Origin of the sequence: Bosea vestrisii (genome assembly GCF_030144325.1) — a bacterium.
Classification (GTDB): domain Bacteria; phylum Pseudomonadota; class Alphaproteobacteria; order Rhizobiales; family Beijerinckiaceae; genus Allobosea; species Allobosea vestrisii_A.
Map to the genome: position 1 here is coordinate 3,084,559 of NZ_CP126307.1, position 17,556 is coordinate 3,102,114.

General features: G+C 65.5%; 14 protein-coding genes. 11 read left to right on the top strand and 3 right to left on the bottom strand.

The features are described 5' to 3' along the window. Positions 1–9: 9 nt before the first annotated feature. From QO058_RS15290 to QO058_RS15300, 3 genes are all read left to right on the top strand, one after another. Positions 10–3,561, top strand: a complete 3,552-nt coding sequence (locus tag QO058_RS15290; RefSeq protein ID WP_284167181.1) for an indolepyruvate ferredoxin oxidoreductase family protein — start codon at positions 10–12, stop codon at positions 3,559–3,561. A 107-nt stretch (positions 3,562–3,668) separates the two neighbouring features. Continuing rightward, positions 3,669–4,343, top strand: coding sequence for a Crp/Fnr family transcriptional regulator (locus QO058_RS15295; protein ID WP_284167182.1), 675 nt, complete (start codon positions 3,669–3,671; stop codon positions 4,341–4,343). 299 nt (positions 4,344–4,642) lie between these two features. Further along, positions 4,643–5,218, top strand: coding sequence for a putative periplasmic lipoprotein (locus QO058_RS15300; protein WP_284167183.1), 576 nt, complete (start codon positions 4,643–4,645; stop codon positions 5,216–5,218). Between the two features lie 274 nt (positions 5,219–5,492). Here the strand turns inward: QO058_RS15300 and QO058_RS15305 are convergent, their stop codons facing one another. Then, entirely contained in the window at positions 5,493–6,485 is a 993-nt protein-coding gene (locus QO058_RS15305) for an Ldh family oxidoreductase (RefSeq protein WP_347975316.1), read from the bottom strand. Positions 6,486–6,602: 117 nt separating this feature from the next. Continuing rightward, the gene (locus QO058_RS15310) at positions 6,603–6,944 is read right to left on the bottom strand and encodes a hypothetical protein (protein ID WP_284167185.1); all 342 of its coding nucleotides are present in this window, start codon (positions 6,942–6,944) and stop codon (positions 6,603–6,605) included. A 295-nt stretch (positions 6,945–7,239) separates the two neighbouring features. On the opposite strand from QO058_RS15310, the gene QO058_RS15315 reads away from it, so the two are divergent. The 8 genes from QO058_RS15315 (at position 7,240) to QO058_RS15350 (ending at position 16,800) form a co-directional block, all read left to right on the top strand. Further along, a complete protein-coding gene (locus tag QO058_RS15315; RefSeq protein ID WP_284167186.1) occupies positions 7,240–9,225 on the top strand; it encodes an AMP-dependent synthetase/ligase in 1,986 nt (661 codons plus the stop codon). After that, the gene (locus QO058_RS15320) at positions 9,222–10,037 is read left to right on the top strand and encodes an ABC transporter ATP-binding protein (RefSeq protein ID WP_284167187.1); all 816 of its coding nucleotides are present in this window, start codon (positions 9,222–9,224) and stop codon (positions 10,035–10,037) included. The genes QO058_RS15315 and QO058_RS15320 overlap by 4 nt, the downstream gene beginning before the upstream one ends. Positions 10,038–10,224: 187 nt before the next feature. After that, entirely contained in the window at positions 10,225–11,139 is a 915-nt protein-coding gene (locus QO058_RS15325; protein WP_284172914.1) for a branched-chain amino acid ABC transporter permease, read from the top strand. Positions 11,140–11,307: 168 nt separating this feature from the next. Next, positions 11,308–12,387 carry a branched-chain amino acid ABC transporter permease gene (locus tag QO058_RS15330; RefSeq protein ID WP_284167188.1) on the top strand — a complete coding sequence of 360 codons (1,080 nt, stop codon included), beginning with the start codon at positions 11,308–11,310 and terminating at the stop codon, positions 12,385–12,387. Between the two features lie 108 nt (positions 12,388–12,495). Further along, positions 12,496–13,827, top strand: coding sequence for an ABC transporter substrate-binding protein (locus tag QO058_RS15335; protein ID WP_284167189.1), 1,332 nt, complete (start codon positions 12,496–12,498; stop codon positions 13,825–13,827). 163 nt (positions 13,828–13,990) lie between these two features. Further along, positions 13,991–14,836 carry an ABC transporter ATP-binding protein gene (locus QO058_RS15340; protein ID WP_284167190.1) on the top strand — a complete coding sequence of 282 codons (846 nt, stop codon included), beginning with the start codon at positions 13,991–13,993 and terminating at the stop codon, positions 14,834–14,836. Positions 14,837–14,868: 32 nt separating this feature from the next. Then, on the top strand, positions 14,869–15,546 hold the full coding sequence (locus QO058_RS15345) for a zinc metallopeptidase (protein WP_284167191.1): 678 nt from the start codon (positions 14,869–14,871) through the stop codon (positions 15,544–15,546). 21 nt (positions 15,547–15,567) lie between these two features. Next, a complete protein-coding gene (locus QO058_RS15350) occupies positions 15,568–16,800 on the top strand; it encodes a phenylacetate--CoA ligase family protein (RefSeq protein WP_284167192.1) in 1,233 nt (410 codons plus the stop codon). 113 nt (positions 16,801–16,913) lie between these two features. On the opposite strand, the gene ung is transcribed toward QO058_RS15350, so the two are convergent. Next, positions 16,914–17,546, bottom strand: coding sequence for a uracil-DNA glycosylase (ung, locus tag QO058_RS15355; protein ID WP_284167193.1), 633 nt, complete (start codon positions 17,544–17,546; stop codon positions 16,914–16,916). Positions 17,547–17,556: the final 10 nt, after the last annotated feature.

Consider the following 17,556-nt stretch of genomic DNA (forward strand, 5'->3'; position numbering starts at 1 on the left):
AGGTCGGCCATGGCCGGTACGCAGCAGACTTCGCAGGGCCCCGCGGCGAACGAGCCTGAGCTCAGAGCCGTCGCGCTCGACGACAAATACGACCTTTCCAAGCAGCAGATCTTCCTGACCGGCACGCAGGCCATCGCCCGCATGCTGCTCACCCAGCACGAACGCGACCGGCTAGCGGGCCTGAACACAGCCGGCTTCGTCTCCGGCTACCGCGGCTCGCCGCTCGGCGGGCTCGACCAGCAGCTCGCCCGAGCCGGCAAGCAGCTGAAGCCCGCCAACATCGTCTTCCAGCCCGGCCTCAACGAGGACCTCGCCGCCACCGCGATCTGGGGCACGCAGCAGGCCGAGCTCTCCGGCGAGGGCAAATATGACGGCGTCTTCGCGCTCTGGTACGGCAAGGGCCCGGGCGTCGACCGCACCGGCGACGTCTTCCGCCACGGCAACATGGCCGGCACCTCGCGCCATGGCGGCGTGCTCTGCCTGCTCGGCGACGACCACACCGCCGAGAGCTCGACCAACGCCCACCAGACCGAGTTCGTGCTAGTCGACCGGATGATGCCGATCCTGAACCCGGCCGGCGTCCAGGAGATCATGGATTATTCCCTGCACGGCTTTGCGCTCTCGCGCTTCGCCAGCGTCTGGGTCGGCCTGAAATGCGTCAAGGACAACATCGAATCGACCGCCTCGGTCGATGGCTCGGTCGACCGGGTCAGCATCGCGATCCCCGATGATTTCGTCATGCCGCCGGGCGGCCTCAGCATCCGCCGCGAGCTCGACTTCCTCGACCAAGAGAAGCGACTGCATCTGCACAAGCGCGCCGCGATCCTCGCCTATCTGCGCGCCAACAAGCTCAACCAGACCATCCTCTCAGGCGGCCAGACGCCGCGCATCGGCATCATCACCGTCGGAAAATCCTATCTCGACGTGCGCCAGGCGCTGGAGGAGCTCGACCTTGACGAGGTCCGCGCCAATGATCTCGGCATCCGCCTGTTCAAGATCGCCTGCCCCTGGCCGCTCGATCCGCAGGAGCTGAAGGATTTCGCTGATGGCCTCGACCTCGTCATGGTCGTCGAGGAGAAGCGCTCGCTGATCGAGGTCCAGCTACGCGAGGAGCTCTACGGCACGCAGCACCAGCCGATGGTGATCGGCAAGAAGGACGAGCGGGGTGAGTGGCTCTTCCCGGTCCATGGCGCGCTCGATCCCAACGACATCGCCATCGCGCTCGGCGCCCGCCTGCTCCAGTATCGGGACGATCCTGCCTTGCGCGCGCGCCTCGAGGAGATCGCCGCGGCGCAGGGTCGCCTCGCCGAAGCGATCGAAGTCGCCAAGCGAACCCCCTATTTCTGCTCGGGCTGCCCGCACAATTCCTCGACCGTCGTGCCCGAGGGTTCGCGCGCCTATGCCGGCATCGGCTGCCACTACATGGTGCAGTGGATGGACCGCGATACCACGGGCTTCACCCAGATGGGTGGCGAAGGCGCCAACTGGGTCGGCGAAGCCCCGTTCTCGACGCGGAGCCATGTCTTCCAGAATCTCGGCGACGGCACCTATACCCATTCCGGCTCGCTCGCGATCCGCTGGGCCGTCGCATCAGGCGTCAACATCACCTACAAGCTGCTCTACAACGACGCGGTCGCCATGACCGGCGGCCAGCAGGCGGAAGGGCACCTGTCGCCCGACCAGATGGCCCGCCAGGTCGCGGCCGAGGGCGTCGCGCGCATTGCCGTGGTCTCCGACGATCCCGACAAATACCCGGCCGGCACGCTCTGGCCGCCCGGCACCACCCTGCATCACCGCGACGATCTCGACGCAGTCCAACGCGAGCTTGCCACCGCCTCCGGCGTCTCGCTGCTGCTCTACGACCAGACCTGTGCCACCGAAAAGCGCCGCCGGCGCAAGCGCGGCGCCTATCCCGATCCAGACAAGCGCGTCATCGTCAACGAGCTGGTCTGCGAGGGCTGCGGCGATTGCGGGGTGAAGTCGAACTGCGTCTCCGTCCAGCCGCTGGAGACCGAGTTCGGCCGCAAGCGCCAGATCGACCAGTCGAACTGCAACAAGGACTTTTCCTGCGTGAAGGGTTTTTGCCCGTCCTTCGTCACCGTGCATGGCGCGCGGCCGAAGAAGGCTGAGCCGCGTACGCTGGACGCTTCCACGCTCGGTGCGGGCGACCTGCCGAATCCCAAGGTGCCGGCGCTCGACCGGAATTTCGCAATCGTCGTCACTGGCGTCGGCGGCACCGGCGTCGTAACGATCGGCGCGATCCTCGGCATGGCGGCGCATCTCGAAGGCAAGGGCTGCGGCATGATCGACATGGCCGGCCTCGCCCAGAAGGGCGGCGCGGTCTTCAGCCATGTCCGCCTCGCCCCGACGCCGGACGAGATCCACGCCATCCGCGTCGCCGCCGGCCAAGCCGACCTCGTGCTTGGTTGCGACCTCACCGTCACCGGCTCGAAGAAGGTGCTGGGCGCGATCCGGCCGGGCTCGACCGTGGTGGTCAACACCGCAGAAAGCCTGCCTGGTGATTTCACCCGCAATGCCGATTTCTCGCTGCCGACCGAACGATTGAAGCGGGCGATCGTCTCCGCCTCTGGGCGCGACAACACCCATCTCGTCGATGCGACAGCGGCGGCCACGACTTTCCTCGGCAATGCCATCGCCGCCAACATGTTCATGCTCGGCTACGCTTGGCAGTTCGGCGCCGTGCCGCTCTCGCGCGCCTCGCTGCTGCGGGCGATCGAGCTCAACGGCGAAGCCGTGGCGATGAACAGCCGAGCCTTCGAGCTCGGCCGCCGCGCCGCGCATGACCCATCTGCCCTGCTCGCGGCGCTCGCCGAGGCCAAGGCCCCAACGGAAGCGCGCCAGATCTCGCAGAGCCTCGACGAGATCATCACCCGCCGCGTCGACTTCCTCACCGGCTATCAGAGCGCCACTTATGCGGCGCGCTATCGCGATCTCGTGGAGAAAGTCCGGGCGAAGGAGGCGAGCGTCGCTCCCGGCGAGAGTGCGCTTACAGAGGCTGTCGCACGCTATCTCTTCAAGCTGATGGCCTACAAGGACGAGTACGAGGTCGCCCGGCTCTACAGCGACGGCGCCTTCCGCAAGCAGCTTGCCGCGACCTTCGAAAAGGATAGCGCCTCGGGCGAGCCTGTGCGTCTCGAATTCCACCTCGCCCCGCCGCTGCTGGCGAAGCGCGATCCCGATACCGGCCTGCCGCGCAAGATGAGCTTCGGGCCGTGGATGATGGGCGCCTTCGGCCTACTGGCTAATCTGAAAGGACTGCGTGGCACCGCCTTCGACATCTTCGGCTACAGCGAGGAGCGCCGAACCGAACGCCGGCTGATCGCGGATTACGAGACGCTGATCGCCGAGATCCTCGGCAAGCTCTCGCCGCGGAACCATGCGATCTGCGTCGCCCTCGCTGCTATTCCTGAAAAGATCCGTGGCTTCGGCCACGTCAAGGAACGCCATCTCACCGCCGCTAAGGCCGAAGAAACCGAGCTGCTGAAGCGCCTGCGCGACGGCTCCGATGCAGCACTGGCAATGCCGAAGGCGGCCGAATAGCGGCGCGACCCGCTGCAGTCTACGCCGGAAAGCGTGCTTGAGTTCGGCCGCATCGCCGCCCCATACTATCCCCTCTCCCGCTTGAGCGACTGAGGGGCCGGCGAATCTTGATTTCCGAGGACGAGTTGCGCCGCATCGCCGCCTGGTCGAACGACCTGACGCCGGAGGAGTTCGAGGAAGCCAGGCGCGGTACCAGCATCAAGGCCTATGGCAAGGGCGCCCATGTCTGCCATGTCGGCGACCGGCTCGAATCCTGGACCGGCGTCGCCGACGGCCTGCTCAAGATGAGCACGACCTCGCGCAGCGGCAAATCGGCGACGCTCGCGGGCCTGCGCGGCGGCGCCTGGTTCGGCGAGGGCACGATCATCAAGAACGAACCGCGGCGCTACGATCTCGTCGCGCTGCGCGAGAGCAAGGTCGCGCTGATGCGGCGCCAGACCTTCTTCTGGCTGTTCGAGCACTCGGCCGCCTTCAACCGCTTCCTGGTCCACCAGTTCAACGAACGCCTCGCCCAGTTCATCGGGCTCGCCGAATACGACCGCATGCTGGGGGCGACCGGCCGCCTCGCCCGCAACCTCGCCTGGCTGTTCAACCCGATCCTCTACCCGAACAAGGACCGGACGCTGACGATCTCGCAGGAGGAGCTCGGCCTGCTCGCGGGCATCTCCCGGCAGATGGCCAATCAGAGCCTCGCCAAACTCGCCGAACTCGGCCTCGTCGAGGTCGGCCATAACGAGGTGACGATCCTGGATCTGGAGCGGCTGGCGCGATACGAGGGCTAGGGCAAGACAGCTAGAGCGAAAGCCGTGCCGGCGCCCGGTCTTTCCGCCTCATCCTCGGCGGTGTTTCCAGCATTGACAATGGAACGGGTATTCTCGCCATGTCCCCGGCATCCCGCGCTCCGCGCTCGCGGTTCCGCGCCCGGTTCCATCGACCGGCCAGCTATTGTGCCGCGGCTGAACTTGGCCTTTAGTCTTGCGCTTGCGAAGTCGTCCTTCGCAATTGTCTCGATCTGCAGACAATATCCCGGAAGCCGGCAATAGATTTCAGACCGGATTGCTTTTGAAGGGGGAGACGTCCGATGTTGAAGAAGATCAGCGTGATCGCCGCAGTTTCGTTCGCTCTGGCGGGCTGCGCGACCACTCCGACAGTCACCAGTCAGACGATCATCGTCGCCGGTGTCGGGCCGGTGGAGGTCGAGCGTCTCGATGTCGAGGTCGCCGCCGTCAATCCTGCCGAGCGCATCGTGGTCGTCAAGCAGGGCCGCCAGACATGGCCCGTCGCGGTGCCGGCAGTGTTCGGAAACCTGCAGAACATCAGCCCGGGTGATCGGGTCGAGGTTCGCCGCGTCGAAGGCGTGGTCCTCGGCGCCAAGCGCGCCCGGAAGGGTGCCAAGCCAGCGATCATCTACACGGAGGCGGCAGCCGACTCCTCCTTCCAGAACCTGCCGGAAAGATTCGTGGTGCGGTCGCTGACGGTGACGGCAAGGTTCGAAAAGTTCGATCCGGAGACGAACGTCGTCAGCTATGTCGGCCCGGCCGGGCCGCGGACCCATGTCGTGGCGGATCCCGACATCCAGAACGACATCCGCCGCCTGAAGCGGGGCGACATGGTCGAACTGAGCTTCGCCGAAGCCTTCCTGCTCCAGAAGTCCTAACCCCGTCGGCGCACAGCCCACCGCGACGGATACGTCAGGCGCGACCTCGGATTCCAAGAGCGGCGAGGGTCGCGCCTGGCTGCCGCCCGAGCGCGGGCTCTACCGGCACCACGAATCCCTGCCGGCGAATAAAAGCAGAGCAGTTCCACTGCATCGTTCATGCATGGATGGAAGAACCCGCCCGGCGAGAGCCGGGCCTTCTGGTCGGGGATATCGAGCACGGCCGGCTGACGGCGCTTGGTCGGCCACATGGGATGCCGGCCCGGCATGGTCGTCACTTCCGCCCATAGCGTTCAATGGCTTCCACGAGCGCTTCGGGCAGCTCTATATCCGTGTGGCGCTCCTTTTGCCCCGCAATATGGACGCCTAGCGCGGATAGGCGCGCGGCATGCGCCGCCAGGCGGGTGGAGAAGTCAGGCGCCAGAAGCTCCGGCTTCAGCGCCAGGATGAAGAGACCGGCACCGAGCGATCGATTGCCTTCCGCGAAGGGCGGCGCGTCGAGCGACCAGTTCGCGCCCGTCAGACCGGCGGCCAGGATCTCGACCATCAAAGCGATGTTGGCGCCGCGTTCGCCACCGAATGCGAGAAGCGCACCCTTGAGAGCCGCTCGGGCATCGGTCGTCGGCTGGCCGTCCACGCCGATAGCCCAACCAGCTGGAATGGCTTCACCGGCTTCCGCGGCACGCCTTACATTGACGAAAGCAGTCGCGCTGGAGGACTGGTCGATGACGAGCGGCGGCGCGCCCGCCATCGGGGCGGCGAAGGATATGGGGTTCGTGCCGTAGACCGCCCGGCGGCTTCGGCCGGCAGCGACATTGGCCGGCCCGTTGGTCGCGGCAAACGCCACGAGCCCAGCCTCGGCGAGGCGCCGCGTATAATAACCCAGCTCCCCGGCTGAGAAGCTGTTCGTCTGCAGGAGAAGGACAAGGCCATAGCTGGCTGCGCGCGCCCGCAACTCGTCGAAGGCCCGATCGAAGCCGAGCTGGGCGATGCCCTCCCTGGCATCGATGCGGATAGCAGCGAGCGCCGGAAAGCTGATCTCGGGTTCGGCAGTCGCCACGATGCGCCCCGCTATGAGGCCGTCGAGATAGTCGGGCAGATGTGCGAATCCGACGGCAGAACGTCCGGATAGCTCCGCAGCGATTGTCGCAGCAGTCAGAGAAGCGGCGACCGCATCGTTCGCTCCCACGGCGGTCAGAGCTCGATACGCCAGACTGCGCGCATCCTCGATCGCCAACCGCATTGACCTATCCCCACGCGTCGACATTGCCGGGCCCACAAACCCGAGCTTGAGCCAATATTTGCTTAATGAGCAGGCCCCGCTAGGGCACTCGTTGCGGCCGACTGTCCAAGCATTTGATGGAATCGCATCGCGCTGCTCGCGCTACGAATCCCCGCCTGGCGCATAAAAGCACAGCAACTCCCCGGCATCATTGATGCACAGGTGCCAGAGCCCATCCGGCGACTGGCGAGCCTTCTGATGCGATATCTCCAGGACGAGCGGCTCGCGGCGCTCCGTTGGCCACATCGGATGCCGGCCGGGCGCGATCGTCACGACGAAGCCGGACCGGACCTCGCGGACGGCACTCGCATCGATCCGCGCGCAATCGGCCTCCGAGCAGCATTCGAACGGGTAATCCCAGCCGCCGGGCGCCCGATGCGCGCGCGTCTGCGTCGCTCCTACAGCGAACAGGATCGCAATCGTGATCGAGGCAGAAGCGCGCATTGGCCGGCCCTCACCGAGAGCTTCCGGCCTGAACACGGCAGATCAAAGGCGCAGCACCAGCCCAGCAAAACTGGGCGCTTATGAGCCTGACGATGTCGGGGAGTGCCGCTCTGCAAATCGCGAGCGCAAAGGCAAAGTCAAACTTCGGCGGGACAATAACGACCAAATACCATCTTGTCTGTCAAGTGGCTCCTTGCACAGTGATGATGCTCCTGCAAAGCTTGCATGATCGCATAAGGGCCTAGCGTCCGGACAAACCCGCAGCAGACGGGGCGACAGGGTGGAGACGACGATCGTGGCAAGCGCAGCCGCCGGCCAGGCGGATACCTTTCCCAAGCTTTTGCTGCGCAATGCGCGAGAGCGCGGCGCACGCGTCGCGTTCCGGCACAAGGATCTCGGCATCTGGCAGTCCTGGAGCTGGGCCGAGGTCGCCGAGCAGGTCCGCGCTTATGCCAGGGGCTTCGAGCAGCTCGGCCTGAAGCGCGGCGAGAAAGTCGCGATCATCGGCTACAACCGCCCACGCCTCTATTGGTCGATGGCCGCCGCGCAATGGCTCGGCGCGATTCCCGTGCCGGTTTATGCCGACAGCGTCGCCGACGAGATGGCCTATGTGCTCGATCATGCCGGGGCGGTCTTCGCCTGCGTGCAGGATCAGGAACAGGTCGACAAGGTCCTCTCGGTCATCGAGCGCCTGCCGGCCCTGCGCCACATGCTCTATGACGAGCCGCGCGGCCTGCGCGACTACGACCACGCCAAGCTGCACGACATCAGCGACGTCATCGAGGCCGGACGCACTGCGCTCAAGGACGCCGCCGTCTCAGCCGCGCATGACCGCGAGATGGAGCAGGGCGCGAGCGACGACCTCGCCATCATCCTCTACACCTCGGGCACGACCGGACGGCCCAAGGGCGTGATGCTGACGCACTACAACGTCATCACCGCCGCCGAGATCGGCTGCGGCTTCGACGGGCTCAACGAGAACGACGAGATCATCGCCTATCTGCCGATCGCCTGGGTCGGCGACCACGTCTTCTCCTATGCGCAGGCGATCATCGCCGGCTTCTGCGTCAACTGCCCGGAAGGGCCAGAGACCGTCGTCGACGACCGCCGCGAGATCGGCACCACCTACGCCTTCGCGCCGCCGCGCGTCTTCGAGACCATGCTGACGCTGACCATGGTGCGCATGGAGGATGCCGGCCCGCTGATGCGGAAGGTCTTCCATTACTTCCTCGGCGTCGCCAAGCAGCACGGCGAGAAGATCCTGAACCGCGAGAGCGTGCCGCTGTCCGCCCGCCTGCTCTACAAGCTCGGCGACATCCTGATCTATGCGCCCTTACGCAACCGCTTCGGCCTGACCAACATCAAGGTCGGCTACACCGCCGGCGAGGCGATCGGCCCCGAGCTCTTCCGTTTTTATCGCTCGATCGGCGTCAACCTGAAGCAGCTCTACGGACAGACCGAAGCCGGCGTCTACATCACCATGCAGCCGGACGGCGAGATCAAGGCCGACACGGTCGGCAAGCCGGCGCCGCAGGTCGAGATCAGGATAGCCGACAATGGCGAGGTGCTCTACCGCTCGCCCTCGATCTTCCGCGGCTACTACAAGGACGACGAGAAGACGGCCGAGACGATGACGGAGGACGGCTATGTCCGCTCGGGCGATGCCGGCTTCTTCGACGAGAGCGGCCACCTCAAGATCATCGACCGCGCCAAGGATGTCGGCAAGCTCAACTCAGGCGAGCTGTTCCCGCCAAAATACATCGAGAACAAGCTGAAGTTCTATCCGAACATCAAGGAGGTCGTCGCCTTCGGCCAGGGCCGCGACTACGCGACCGTGGCGCTCAACATCGACCTCACCGCCGTCGGCAACTGGGCCGAGCGCAACAATGTCGTCTACGCCTCCTATCAGGAGCTCGCCGGCCATCCGCAGGTCTACGAGATGATGGCCAGGCATGTCGACGAGGTGAACCGCTCGCTCGCCGCCGAGCCGATGATGGGCGGCGCCCAGATCAAGCGCTTCCTGATCCTGCACAAGGAGCTCGACGCCGACGATGGCGAGCTGACCCGGACCCAGAAGGTCCGCCGCGGCTTCATCGCCGAGCGCTACGCCCCGCTGGTCGAGGCGCTCTACAACGGCGCGACTGAGGCCGACATCTCGACGGAAGTCACCTTCGAGGACGGCCGCAAGGGCGTGATCTCGGCGACGGTCAAGGTCGTCGACTCCAAGGTCTATCCGGTCACGGCCCCGGCAACCGCCCCGGCGACGAAGGAGGCGGCATGAACGCGCATTCCATGGCTGTCGCCGGCGCACCGGTCACGCATAAGGGCGAGGTGCTGCTCTCGGTCGAAAGCATCTCGCTGCGCTTTGGCGGCGTGAAAGCGATCAGCGATGTCTCCTTCGACATCCGCAAGGGCGAGGTCCGCGCCATCATCGGCCCCAACGGTGCCGGCAAGACCTCGATGCTCAATTGCATCAACGGCTTCTACCACCCGCAGGAAGGCCGCATCACCTATAAGGGCGTGCGCCGCGACAAGATGCGCCCGCACCGGGCCGCTGCTGCGGGCATCGCCCGCACCTTCCAGAACGTCGCACTGTTCAAGGGCATGTCGACGCTCGACAACATCATGACCGGCCGTACACTGAAGATGCGCAAGGGCTTCTTCTGGCAGGCGCTGCGCCACGGCCCGGCGATGAACGAGGAGATCGAGCATCGCAAGGTTGTCGAGGACATCATCGATTTCCTGCAGATCCAGCACATCCGCAAGCTGCCGGTCGGAAAATTGCCCTACGGCCTGCAGAAGCGGGTCGAACTCGGCCGCGCGCTCGCCATGGAGCCGGAACTCCTGCTGCTCGACGAACCGATGGCCGGCATGAATCTCGAGGAGAAAGAGGACATGTGCCGCTTCATCCTCGACGTGAACAACCAGTTCGGCACGACCATCGCCCTGATCGAGCACGACATGGGCGTCGTCATGGACCTCTCCGACCGTGTCGTCGTGCTCGAATACGGTCGCAAGATCGCCGACGGCACGCCGAGCGAGGTCAAGGCCGACCAGCGCGTGATCGACGCTTATCTCGGAGTGGCGCACTGATGGCCGCCGCAAGCAAGGACATGAGCGCATGAGCGACATCGCCGCGCAGCCCGCGCCCAATCTCCTCGCCAATGGCTGGATCAAGGCCGGCCTGATCGTGATCGGTCTTGTCGCCGCAGCCATCCTCGGCGCCCGCATCGATCCCACCGGCACGATCCACGCCATCTTCGTCGATCCCTTCAACCAGATGGCGCAGGCGCCGGACCTGCTCGCCCAGACGATCTGGGAGGGGCTGGTCTCCGGCGTGCTCTACGCCCTGATCGCGCTTGGCTTCGTCTTGATCTTCAAGGCCTCGGGCGTGTTCAACTTCGCCCAGGGCATCATGGTGGTGTTCGCGGCGCTGACCCTGGTCGGCCTCTACGAGAAGGGCGTGCCGGCTTTCCTCGCCGTCATCCTGACGCTCGGCGTGATGTTCGCTCTCGCCGTGACCATCGAGCGCGTGGTGCTGCGGCCGCTGGTCAACCAGCCCGACATCATCCTGTTCATGGCGACCTTCGGGATCACCTATTTCCTGATCGGTTTCGGTGAATCCCTCTTCGGCGGCAGCCCCAAGCAGATGATCGCCGATCAGCTCTATTTGCCCAAGGGTGCGATCGACCTGAAGATTCTCGGCGGCATAGTCTCTCTGCAGAAGATCGACATCGCCGCCGCCATCATCGCCTCACTGATGATCGCCGTGCTGGCGCTGTTCTTCCAGTACACCCGCATCGGTCGTGCGCTGCGCGCCGTCGCAGACAGCCACAAGGCGGCGCTCTCGGTCGGCATCTCGCTGAACCAGATCTGGGTGATCGTCTGGTTCACAGCCGGCATCGTCGCGCTGATTACCGGCATCATGTGGGGGGCGCGCTCCGACGTCTCCTTCGCGCTCGAGATCGTCGCGCTGAAGGCGCTGCCCGTCCTCATCCTCGGCGGCTTCACCTCGATCCCCGGCGCCATCGTCGGCGGGCTGATCATCGGCATCGGCGAGAAGCTCGGCGAGTTCTACTGGGGGCCGCTGATCGGCGGCGGCATCGAGAGCTGGCTCGCCTATTTCATCGCGCTGGGCTTCCTGCTGTTCCGGCCGCAGGGCCTGTTCGGCGACAAGATCATCGAGAGGATCTGATGATCGGCCGCATGAACCTCGCTGTCTTTCCGGGGCGCTGCGCAGCAGCGAGCCCGGAACCCATAACCGCAGGTAACGCCGGCAAAGGCGCGACCTCTTCGCAAGCGACAATGTTCATGGATTCCGGGCTCAGCGCTTCGCGCCGCCCCGGAATGACGAGGTGAGCCCGTGTTCTACCGCGAAGCCGGCCAATACAAGACCAACTACGCCGCCGACATGGCCGTGTTCCCGCTCCGGCAGGATCGGATCGGCATCGCCGTCATCTTAGGCATCGCCCTCGTCGGCGTTCCGCTGATCGGCAATGACTTCTTCATCGCCTCGGTGATGATCCCGTTCCTGGTCTTCTCGCTGGCGGCGATCGGGCTCAACATCCTCACCGGCTATACCGGGCTGATCTCGCTCGGCACCGCCGCCTTCATGGGGGTCGGCGCCTATTCCTGCTACAAGCTGACCACCTACTTCCCGGGCGTGAACATCGTCGTCCTGATTCTGCTGTCTGGACTGTTCTCGGCCGCGATCGGCGTGCTCTTCGGGCTGCCGTCGCTGCGGATCAAGGGCTTCTATCTCGCCGTCGCCACGCTCGCCGCGCAATTCTTCCTGCAATGGGCCTTCGTGCGCGTGCCGTGGCTGTTCAACTACAACGCCTCGGGCGCGATCGAGGTGCCGCAGCGCACGCTGTTCGGCCTGCCCATCACCGGCGCGGCTGCGACGCCCGAGACGCGCTATTTCGTCTGCCTCGGCCTCGTCGTGGTGCTGACCTGGTTCGCCTCGAACCTGGTGCACGGCAAGCTCGGCCGCTCCTGGATGGCGGTGCGCGACATGGACATCGCCGCCGAGCTGATGGGCATCAAACTACTCAACGCCAAGCTCACCGCCTTCGCCGTCTCGTCTTATTTCGCCGGCGTTGCCGGGGCCATGATGATCTTCCTCTGGTATGGCGGCGGCGAGGCCAACGACGTCTTCACCATCCGCCTCTCCTTCAACATCCTGTTCATGGTCATCATTGGCGGCCTGGGCTCGCTGATCGGCTCGTTCATGGGCGCGGCCTTCATCGCCAGCCTGCCGACAATCCTGAAATTCGGCTTGCCGGCGCTCGGTGTGCCGCTTTCGGGCGCAGCGGCCGAGCACGTCACCTTCATGCTGGTCGGCGCGCTGATCATCATCTTCCTGATCGTCGAGCCGCACGGGCTGGCGCGGCTCTGGCAGATCGGAAAGCAGAAATTGCGGACGTGGCCGTTCCCTTATTGAGGCGTGAGGGACAGGCCCAAGGACAACGACCCACCGCAGAAATTTCAAGCGGCGGGCATGGCGAAGACGGAACGGCTCGGCCGTAACCGGCAACCACGGAGGAAGTCCATGACGAAGAGCAGCATCATCAGGAGCGTCGCACTTGGCGCGCTCCTCGCCGCCGGCGCCATCGCCGCGCCGGCGAACGCGCAGGACAGTGTCTATTTCGCCAACAACGCCTATCGCACAGGCCCGTTCTCAGGCTCGGGCATCCCGATCGGCGACGGCATGCGCGACTACATCTCGATGATCAACGAGCGCGACGGCGGCGTGAACGGCGTCAAGGTGATCTACGAGGAGTGCGAGACCGGCTACGACACCAAGAAGTCGATCGAGTGCTACGAGCAGGCCAAGTCGAAGAACACCATCGTCTACTCGCCCTGGTCGACCGGCGCGACGCTCGCCGCGATCCCCCGCGCTCATGTCGACAAGATTCCGATCCTGTCGATGGCCTACGGCCTCTCGGCCTCGGCCGACGGCACTAACTTCCCTTGGGTCTTCATCCCGCCCTTCACCTATTGGGACGGCGCGTCCCTGATGGTCAAGCACATGGCGGCCGAACTCGGCGGCATGGACAAACTGAAGGGCAAGAAGCTCGGCCTGATCCATCTCGACGCACCCTTCGGCAAGGAACCGATCCCGGTGCTCGAGAACCTCGCCAAGAAATACGGCTTCGAGGTCAAGCTCTATCCCGTTGCCGCTGCCGACATGCAGAACCAGGGCTCGCTCTGGCTCTCGATCCGCCGCGACCGGCCCGACTATCTCTACAACCAGGGCTGGGGCGCGATGAACCCCACCGCGGTCAAGGAAGCCATCAAGAACAACTTCCCGATCGGCAAGCTGGTCGGCGTCTGGTGGGCGGGCGGCGATGACGATGCGCGCGCCGGCGGACCGGAGGCCAAGGGCTACAAGTCGCTCAACCTGAACGCGGCCGGCCAGAACTTCCCGGCTATCCAGGACATCCTCAAGCATGTCGTGGAGAAGGGTAAGAGCACCACGCCGAAGGAGAAGGTCGGCGAGAACCTCTACAACCGCGGCGTCTACAACTCGATGCTGGTGGTCGAGGCCATCCGCAACGCCCAGAAGCTGACCGGCAAGAAGGTCGTCAACGCCGAGGACATGCGCCGCGGTCTGGAGAGCCTCAACATCACCGAGGCGCGCTTGAAGGAGATCGGCATGGAGGGCTTCGCCACGCCGACCTCGATCTCCTGCACCGACCACTCCGGCCACAGCAAGGCCTATGTCGCCGAATGGGACGGCACCAAGTGGACCAAGCCGGGCGAGTGGCTGGAGCCGCTGAAGGATGAGGTCCGGCCGCTGATCGAGGCCAACGCCAAGGACTATGTCGAGAAGGCCGGCAATTGGCCCAAGCGCACCGAGTCCTGCGAGAAGTCGTCCTGATCTGACCAAGAGCGCGCTTCCTTCTCCCCTCGGGGGACAAGGTGGCAGCGCGAAGCGCTGACGGATGAGGGAAGTCCAGCACTCGCCCTCATCCGTCCTTCCCTCATCCGACCCGGCTATGCCGGGCCACCTTCTCCCCGAGGGGAGAAGGAAGGAGCGCAAGATGTCGACCGCCACTCTTGAGAAGCCCACGGCAGCGGCCGCGACGGACACCATCCTGTCGCTCAACAATATCGAGGTGATCTATGATCACGTCATCCTGGTGCTGAAGGGCGTCTCGCTACAGGTGCCGCGCAAGGGCATCGTCGCGATCCTCGGCGCCAACGGCGCCGGCAAGACCACGACGCTGAAGGCGATCTCCAACCTGCTCAAGGCCGAGCGCGGCGAAGTCACCAAGGGCTCGATCGTCTTCGACGGCGAGCGCGTCGACAAGATGTCCCCGAACGAACTGGTGCGCCGCGGCTGCATCCAGGTGATGGAAGGCCGGCACTGCTTCGGCCATCTCTCGATCGAAGAAAATCTCCTGACCGGCGCCTTCACCCGCCGCGACGGCAACGCCGCAATCAAGCGCGACCTCGAGAAGATCTACGAGCTCTTTCCGCGGCTGAAGCAGCGCCGCAACTCGCAGGCCGGCTACACCTCCGGCGGCGAACAGCAGATGTGCGCTGTCGGCCGCGCCATGATGTCGAAGCCGAAGATGATCCTGCTCGACGAGCCGTCCATGGGGCTGGCTCCGCAAATCGTCGAGGAGATCTTCGAGATCGTCCGCCAGCTCAATGACAAGGAAGACGTCTCCTTCCTCGTCGCCGAGCAGAATACCAATATGGCCCTGCGCTACGCCACCTATGGCTACATCATGGAAACCGGCCGCGTCGTCATGGACGGCGAGGCGAAAATGCTGCGCGAGAACGAGGACGTGAAGGAATTCTATCTCGGCGTCGCCGAGGGCAACAAGAAGTCCTTCCGCGAGGTCAAGAGCTACAAGCGCCGCAAGCGCTGGCTGTCATAGTCCGGCCGGGATCGGCGAGCACGAGCACTGGCATGCTCTACCTCGTCGTCGCCCTCCTCATCCTCGCGCTGATCCTCGGTCCGCAATTCTGGGTCCGCCACGTCATGGACAAGCACGCCGCAGACAGGCCCGATCTGCCCGGTACCGGGGGTGAACTCGCGCGCCATCTGCTTGATCGTTTCGGCCTGGACTCGGTCGCCGTCGAGACCACCGCCGCCGGCGGCGACCATTACGATCCCGATGCACGCACTGTGCGGCTGTCACCAGGGAACCATGACGGCCGCTCGATCACCGCCGTCGCCGTCGCAGCCCATGAGGTCGCCCACGCCGTCCAGCATGCGCAGGGCAGCCGGCTCTTCAGCATCCGCACCGGATTGGCCCGTTTTCTCGGCATGGTCGACAAGGTCGCGATGGTGATCCTGATCACCGCTCCGGTGGTGATGATCCTGACCCGCGTGCCGGCTGTCGGCCTGTTCCAGTTCGGGGCCGCGCTCGCCTTGCTCGGCATCGGCCTCGTCGTCCATCTCGTCACGCTACCGGTCGAGTTCGACGCCAGCTTCGGCAAGGCGCTGCCGATCCTGCAGCACGACAACTATCTGCACCCCGACGACATGCCCGCAGCGCGCGGCGTGCTGCGGGCCGCGGCGATGACCTATGTCGCGGCGTCGCTGATGGGGCTGCTCAATTTCCTGCGCATTCTGCGCCGATAAGTTCGCACCGGGGCACGAGCGATGAACCAGCACTACGACGATCTCGAGACCCGGCCGCCCGAGCAGCGCGAGGCCGACCTCTTCACCAGGTTGCCGGCCGTCCTTACTGCCGCTTTGGCGACACCGGGCTATGCCGCGCATCTGAAGGGCGTCGATCCGGCGGGGATCACCGACCGCGCAGCGCTCGCAAAGCTCCCGGTTTTGCGCAAGGCCGACCTGCCGGCGCTGCACAAGGACAATCCGCCGTTTGGCGGGCTGGTTGGCTCGTCGCTCGGCAGCTTCGGCCGGCTCTTCACCTCGCCCGGCCCGATCTTCGAGCCGGAAGGCACCGGCAGCGATCCCTGGGGCACGGCCCGCGGCCTCTACGCCGCCGGCTTTCGCCGGGGGGACGTCGTGCTCAACACCTTCGGCTATCATCTGACGCCCGGCGGCTTCATCATGGACTCGGCCGCGCGCGCCATCGGTTGCGCCGTCATCCCGGCCGGCCCCGGCAATACCGAGCAGCAGATGGAGGTGATCGGCGCCTACCAGCCGAGCGCCTATACCGGCACGCCGGATTTCCTCAAGCTGCTGATCGAGGCAGCCGACAGCCGCGGTGTCGACACCTCCTGCCTGAAGCGCGCCATCGTCTCGGGCGCCGCCTTCCCGCCCTCGCTGCAAGCCTGGGTGCAGGGGCGCGGCATCGACGCCTACCAGCTCTACGCCACCGCCGATATCGGCCTGATCGCCTATGAGACCAGCGCCCGCGACGGCATGGTCCTGAACGAGAACCTGATCGTCGAGATCGTCCGGCCCGGCACTGGCGATCCCGTCACCGAGGGCGAGGTCGGCGAGATCGTCGTCACCAATCTCGACCCACATCACCCGCAGATCCGCCTCGCCGTCGGTGACCTGACCGCGATCCTGCCTGGCGTCAGTGCCAGCGGCCGCACCAATGCGAGGATCAAAGGCTGGCTCGGCCGCGCCGACCAGACGGCGAAGGTCAAGGGCATGTTCGTGCGGCCCGAGCAGGTCGCCGAGATCGCCCGCCGCCACAGCGAGATCGCCAAATTGCGCCTTGTCATCGGCCGCGCTAACGAGCTCGACACCATGACGCTGAAGGCCGAGATCTATGCCGAGTCGAAAGGCTTCATCGATGCGGTGTCCTCGACCCTGCAGCAGGTGACCAAGCTCAAGGGTGCGGTCGAGGTGCTGCCGCTCGGCGCCCTGCCGAACGACGGCAAGGTCATCGCCGACGAACGGCCGGTGGGGTGAGGAAGGCTCGTCATGCTCGGGCTTGACCCGAGCATCTCGGAAACGTGAGCTTCGTCCTGCCTGAGATTCTCGGGTCTACGCTGCGCTTCGCCCGAGAATGACGGCCTAGTGCCCTACCACGCGATCGGTTTCTCCCCCTTCCCTGCCAGCCAGGCATTCGCCTGGCTGAACGGCTTCGAGCCGAAAAATCCGCGCCGCGCCGAGAGCGGCGAAGGATGGGCACTGGCGATGACCAGATGCTTGCTCTCGTCGATCAGCGCGCGCTTGGCCTGCGCCGATAAGCCCCACAGCATGAACACGACATGCGGCCGCCGCAGCGAGACGGCCGAGAGAATCTCATCCGTCACCGCCCGCCAGCCGAGCTTGAGATGCGAGCCGGCCTGCGTTGCCCCCTCGCGCACCGTCAGTGCCGTGTTCAGCAGCAGCACGCCCTGCTTTGCCCAAAGCGAGAGGTCGCCGCCGATGGGCGCAGCGAGGCGAAGATCCTCGGCCCGCTCCTTGTAGATGTTGACCAGCGAGCGCGGCAGCGGCGGCGGCCCGACATAGGAGAAGGCTAGGCCGTTGGCATGCCCAGGCGTCGGATAAGGGTCTTGCCCGAGGATCACCACTCGCACTTGGTCGAGCGGGGTCAGCGCCAAGGCCGCGAGGAACTGCTCCGGCGCCGGCGCCACGACATGGCCCGCACCTACCTCAGCATCGACGGCCGCGCAGGCGCGTTCCGGCCGTACCGTCCCGGAGGACGGCAAGCTCGCGCCA

Bases quoted from the DNA above. Each gene is read 5' to 3' on its own strand.
- QO058_RS15325 (WP_284172914.1), top strand. From the start codon at position 10,225: ATGGCGCAGGCGCCGGACCTGCTCGCCCAGACGATCTGGGAGGGGCTG.
- QO058_RS15305 (WP_347975316.1), bottom strand. From the start codon at position 6,485: ATGTCGACGCGTGGGGATAGGTCAATGCGGTTGGCGATCGAGGATGCG.
- QO058_RS15345 (WP_284167191.1), top strand. From the start codon at position 14,869: ATGCTCTACCTCGTCGTCGCCCTCCTCATCCTCGCGCTGATCCTCGGT.
- QO058_RS15300 (WP_284167183.1), top strand. From the start codon at position 4,643: ATGTTGAAGAAGATCAGCGTGATCGCCGCAGTTTCGTTCGCTCTGGCG.
- QO058_RS15310 (WP_284167185.1), bottom strand. From the start codon at position 6,944: ATGCGCGCTTCTGCCTCGATCACGATTGCGATCCTGTTCGCTGTAGGA.
- QO058_RS15335 (WP_284167189.1), top strand. From the start codon at position 12,496: ATGACGAAGAGCAGCATCATCAGGAGCGTCGCACTTGGCGCGCTCCTC.
- QO058_RS15320 (WP_284167187.1), top strand. From the start codon at position 9,222: ATGAACGCGCATTCCATGGCTGTCGCCGGCGCACCGGTCACGCATAAG.
- QO058_RS15340 (WP_284167190.1), top strand. From the start codon at position 13,991: ATGTCGACCGCCACTCTTGAGAAGCCCACGGCAGCGGCCGCGACGGAC.
- QO058_RS15290 (WP_284167181.1), top strand. From the start codon at position 10: ATGGCCGGTACGCAGCAGACTTCGCAGGGCCCCGCGGCGAACGAGCCT.
- QO058_RS15350 (WP_284167192.1), top strand. From the start codon at position 15,568: ATGAACCAGCACTACGACGATCTCGAGACCCGGCCGCCCGAGCAGCGC.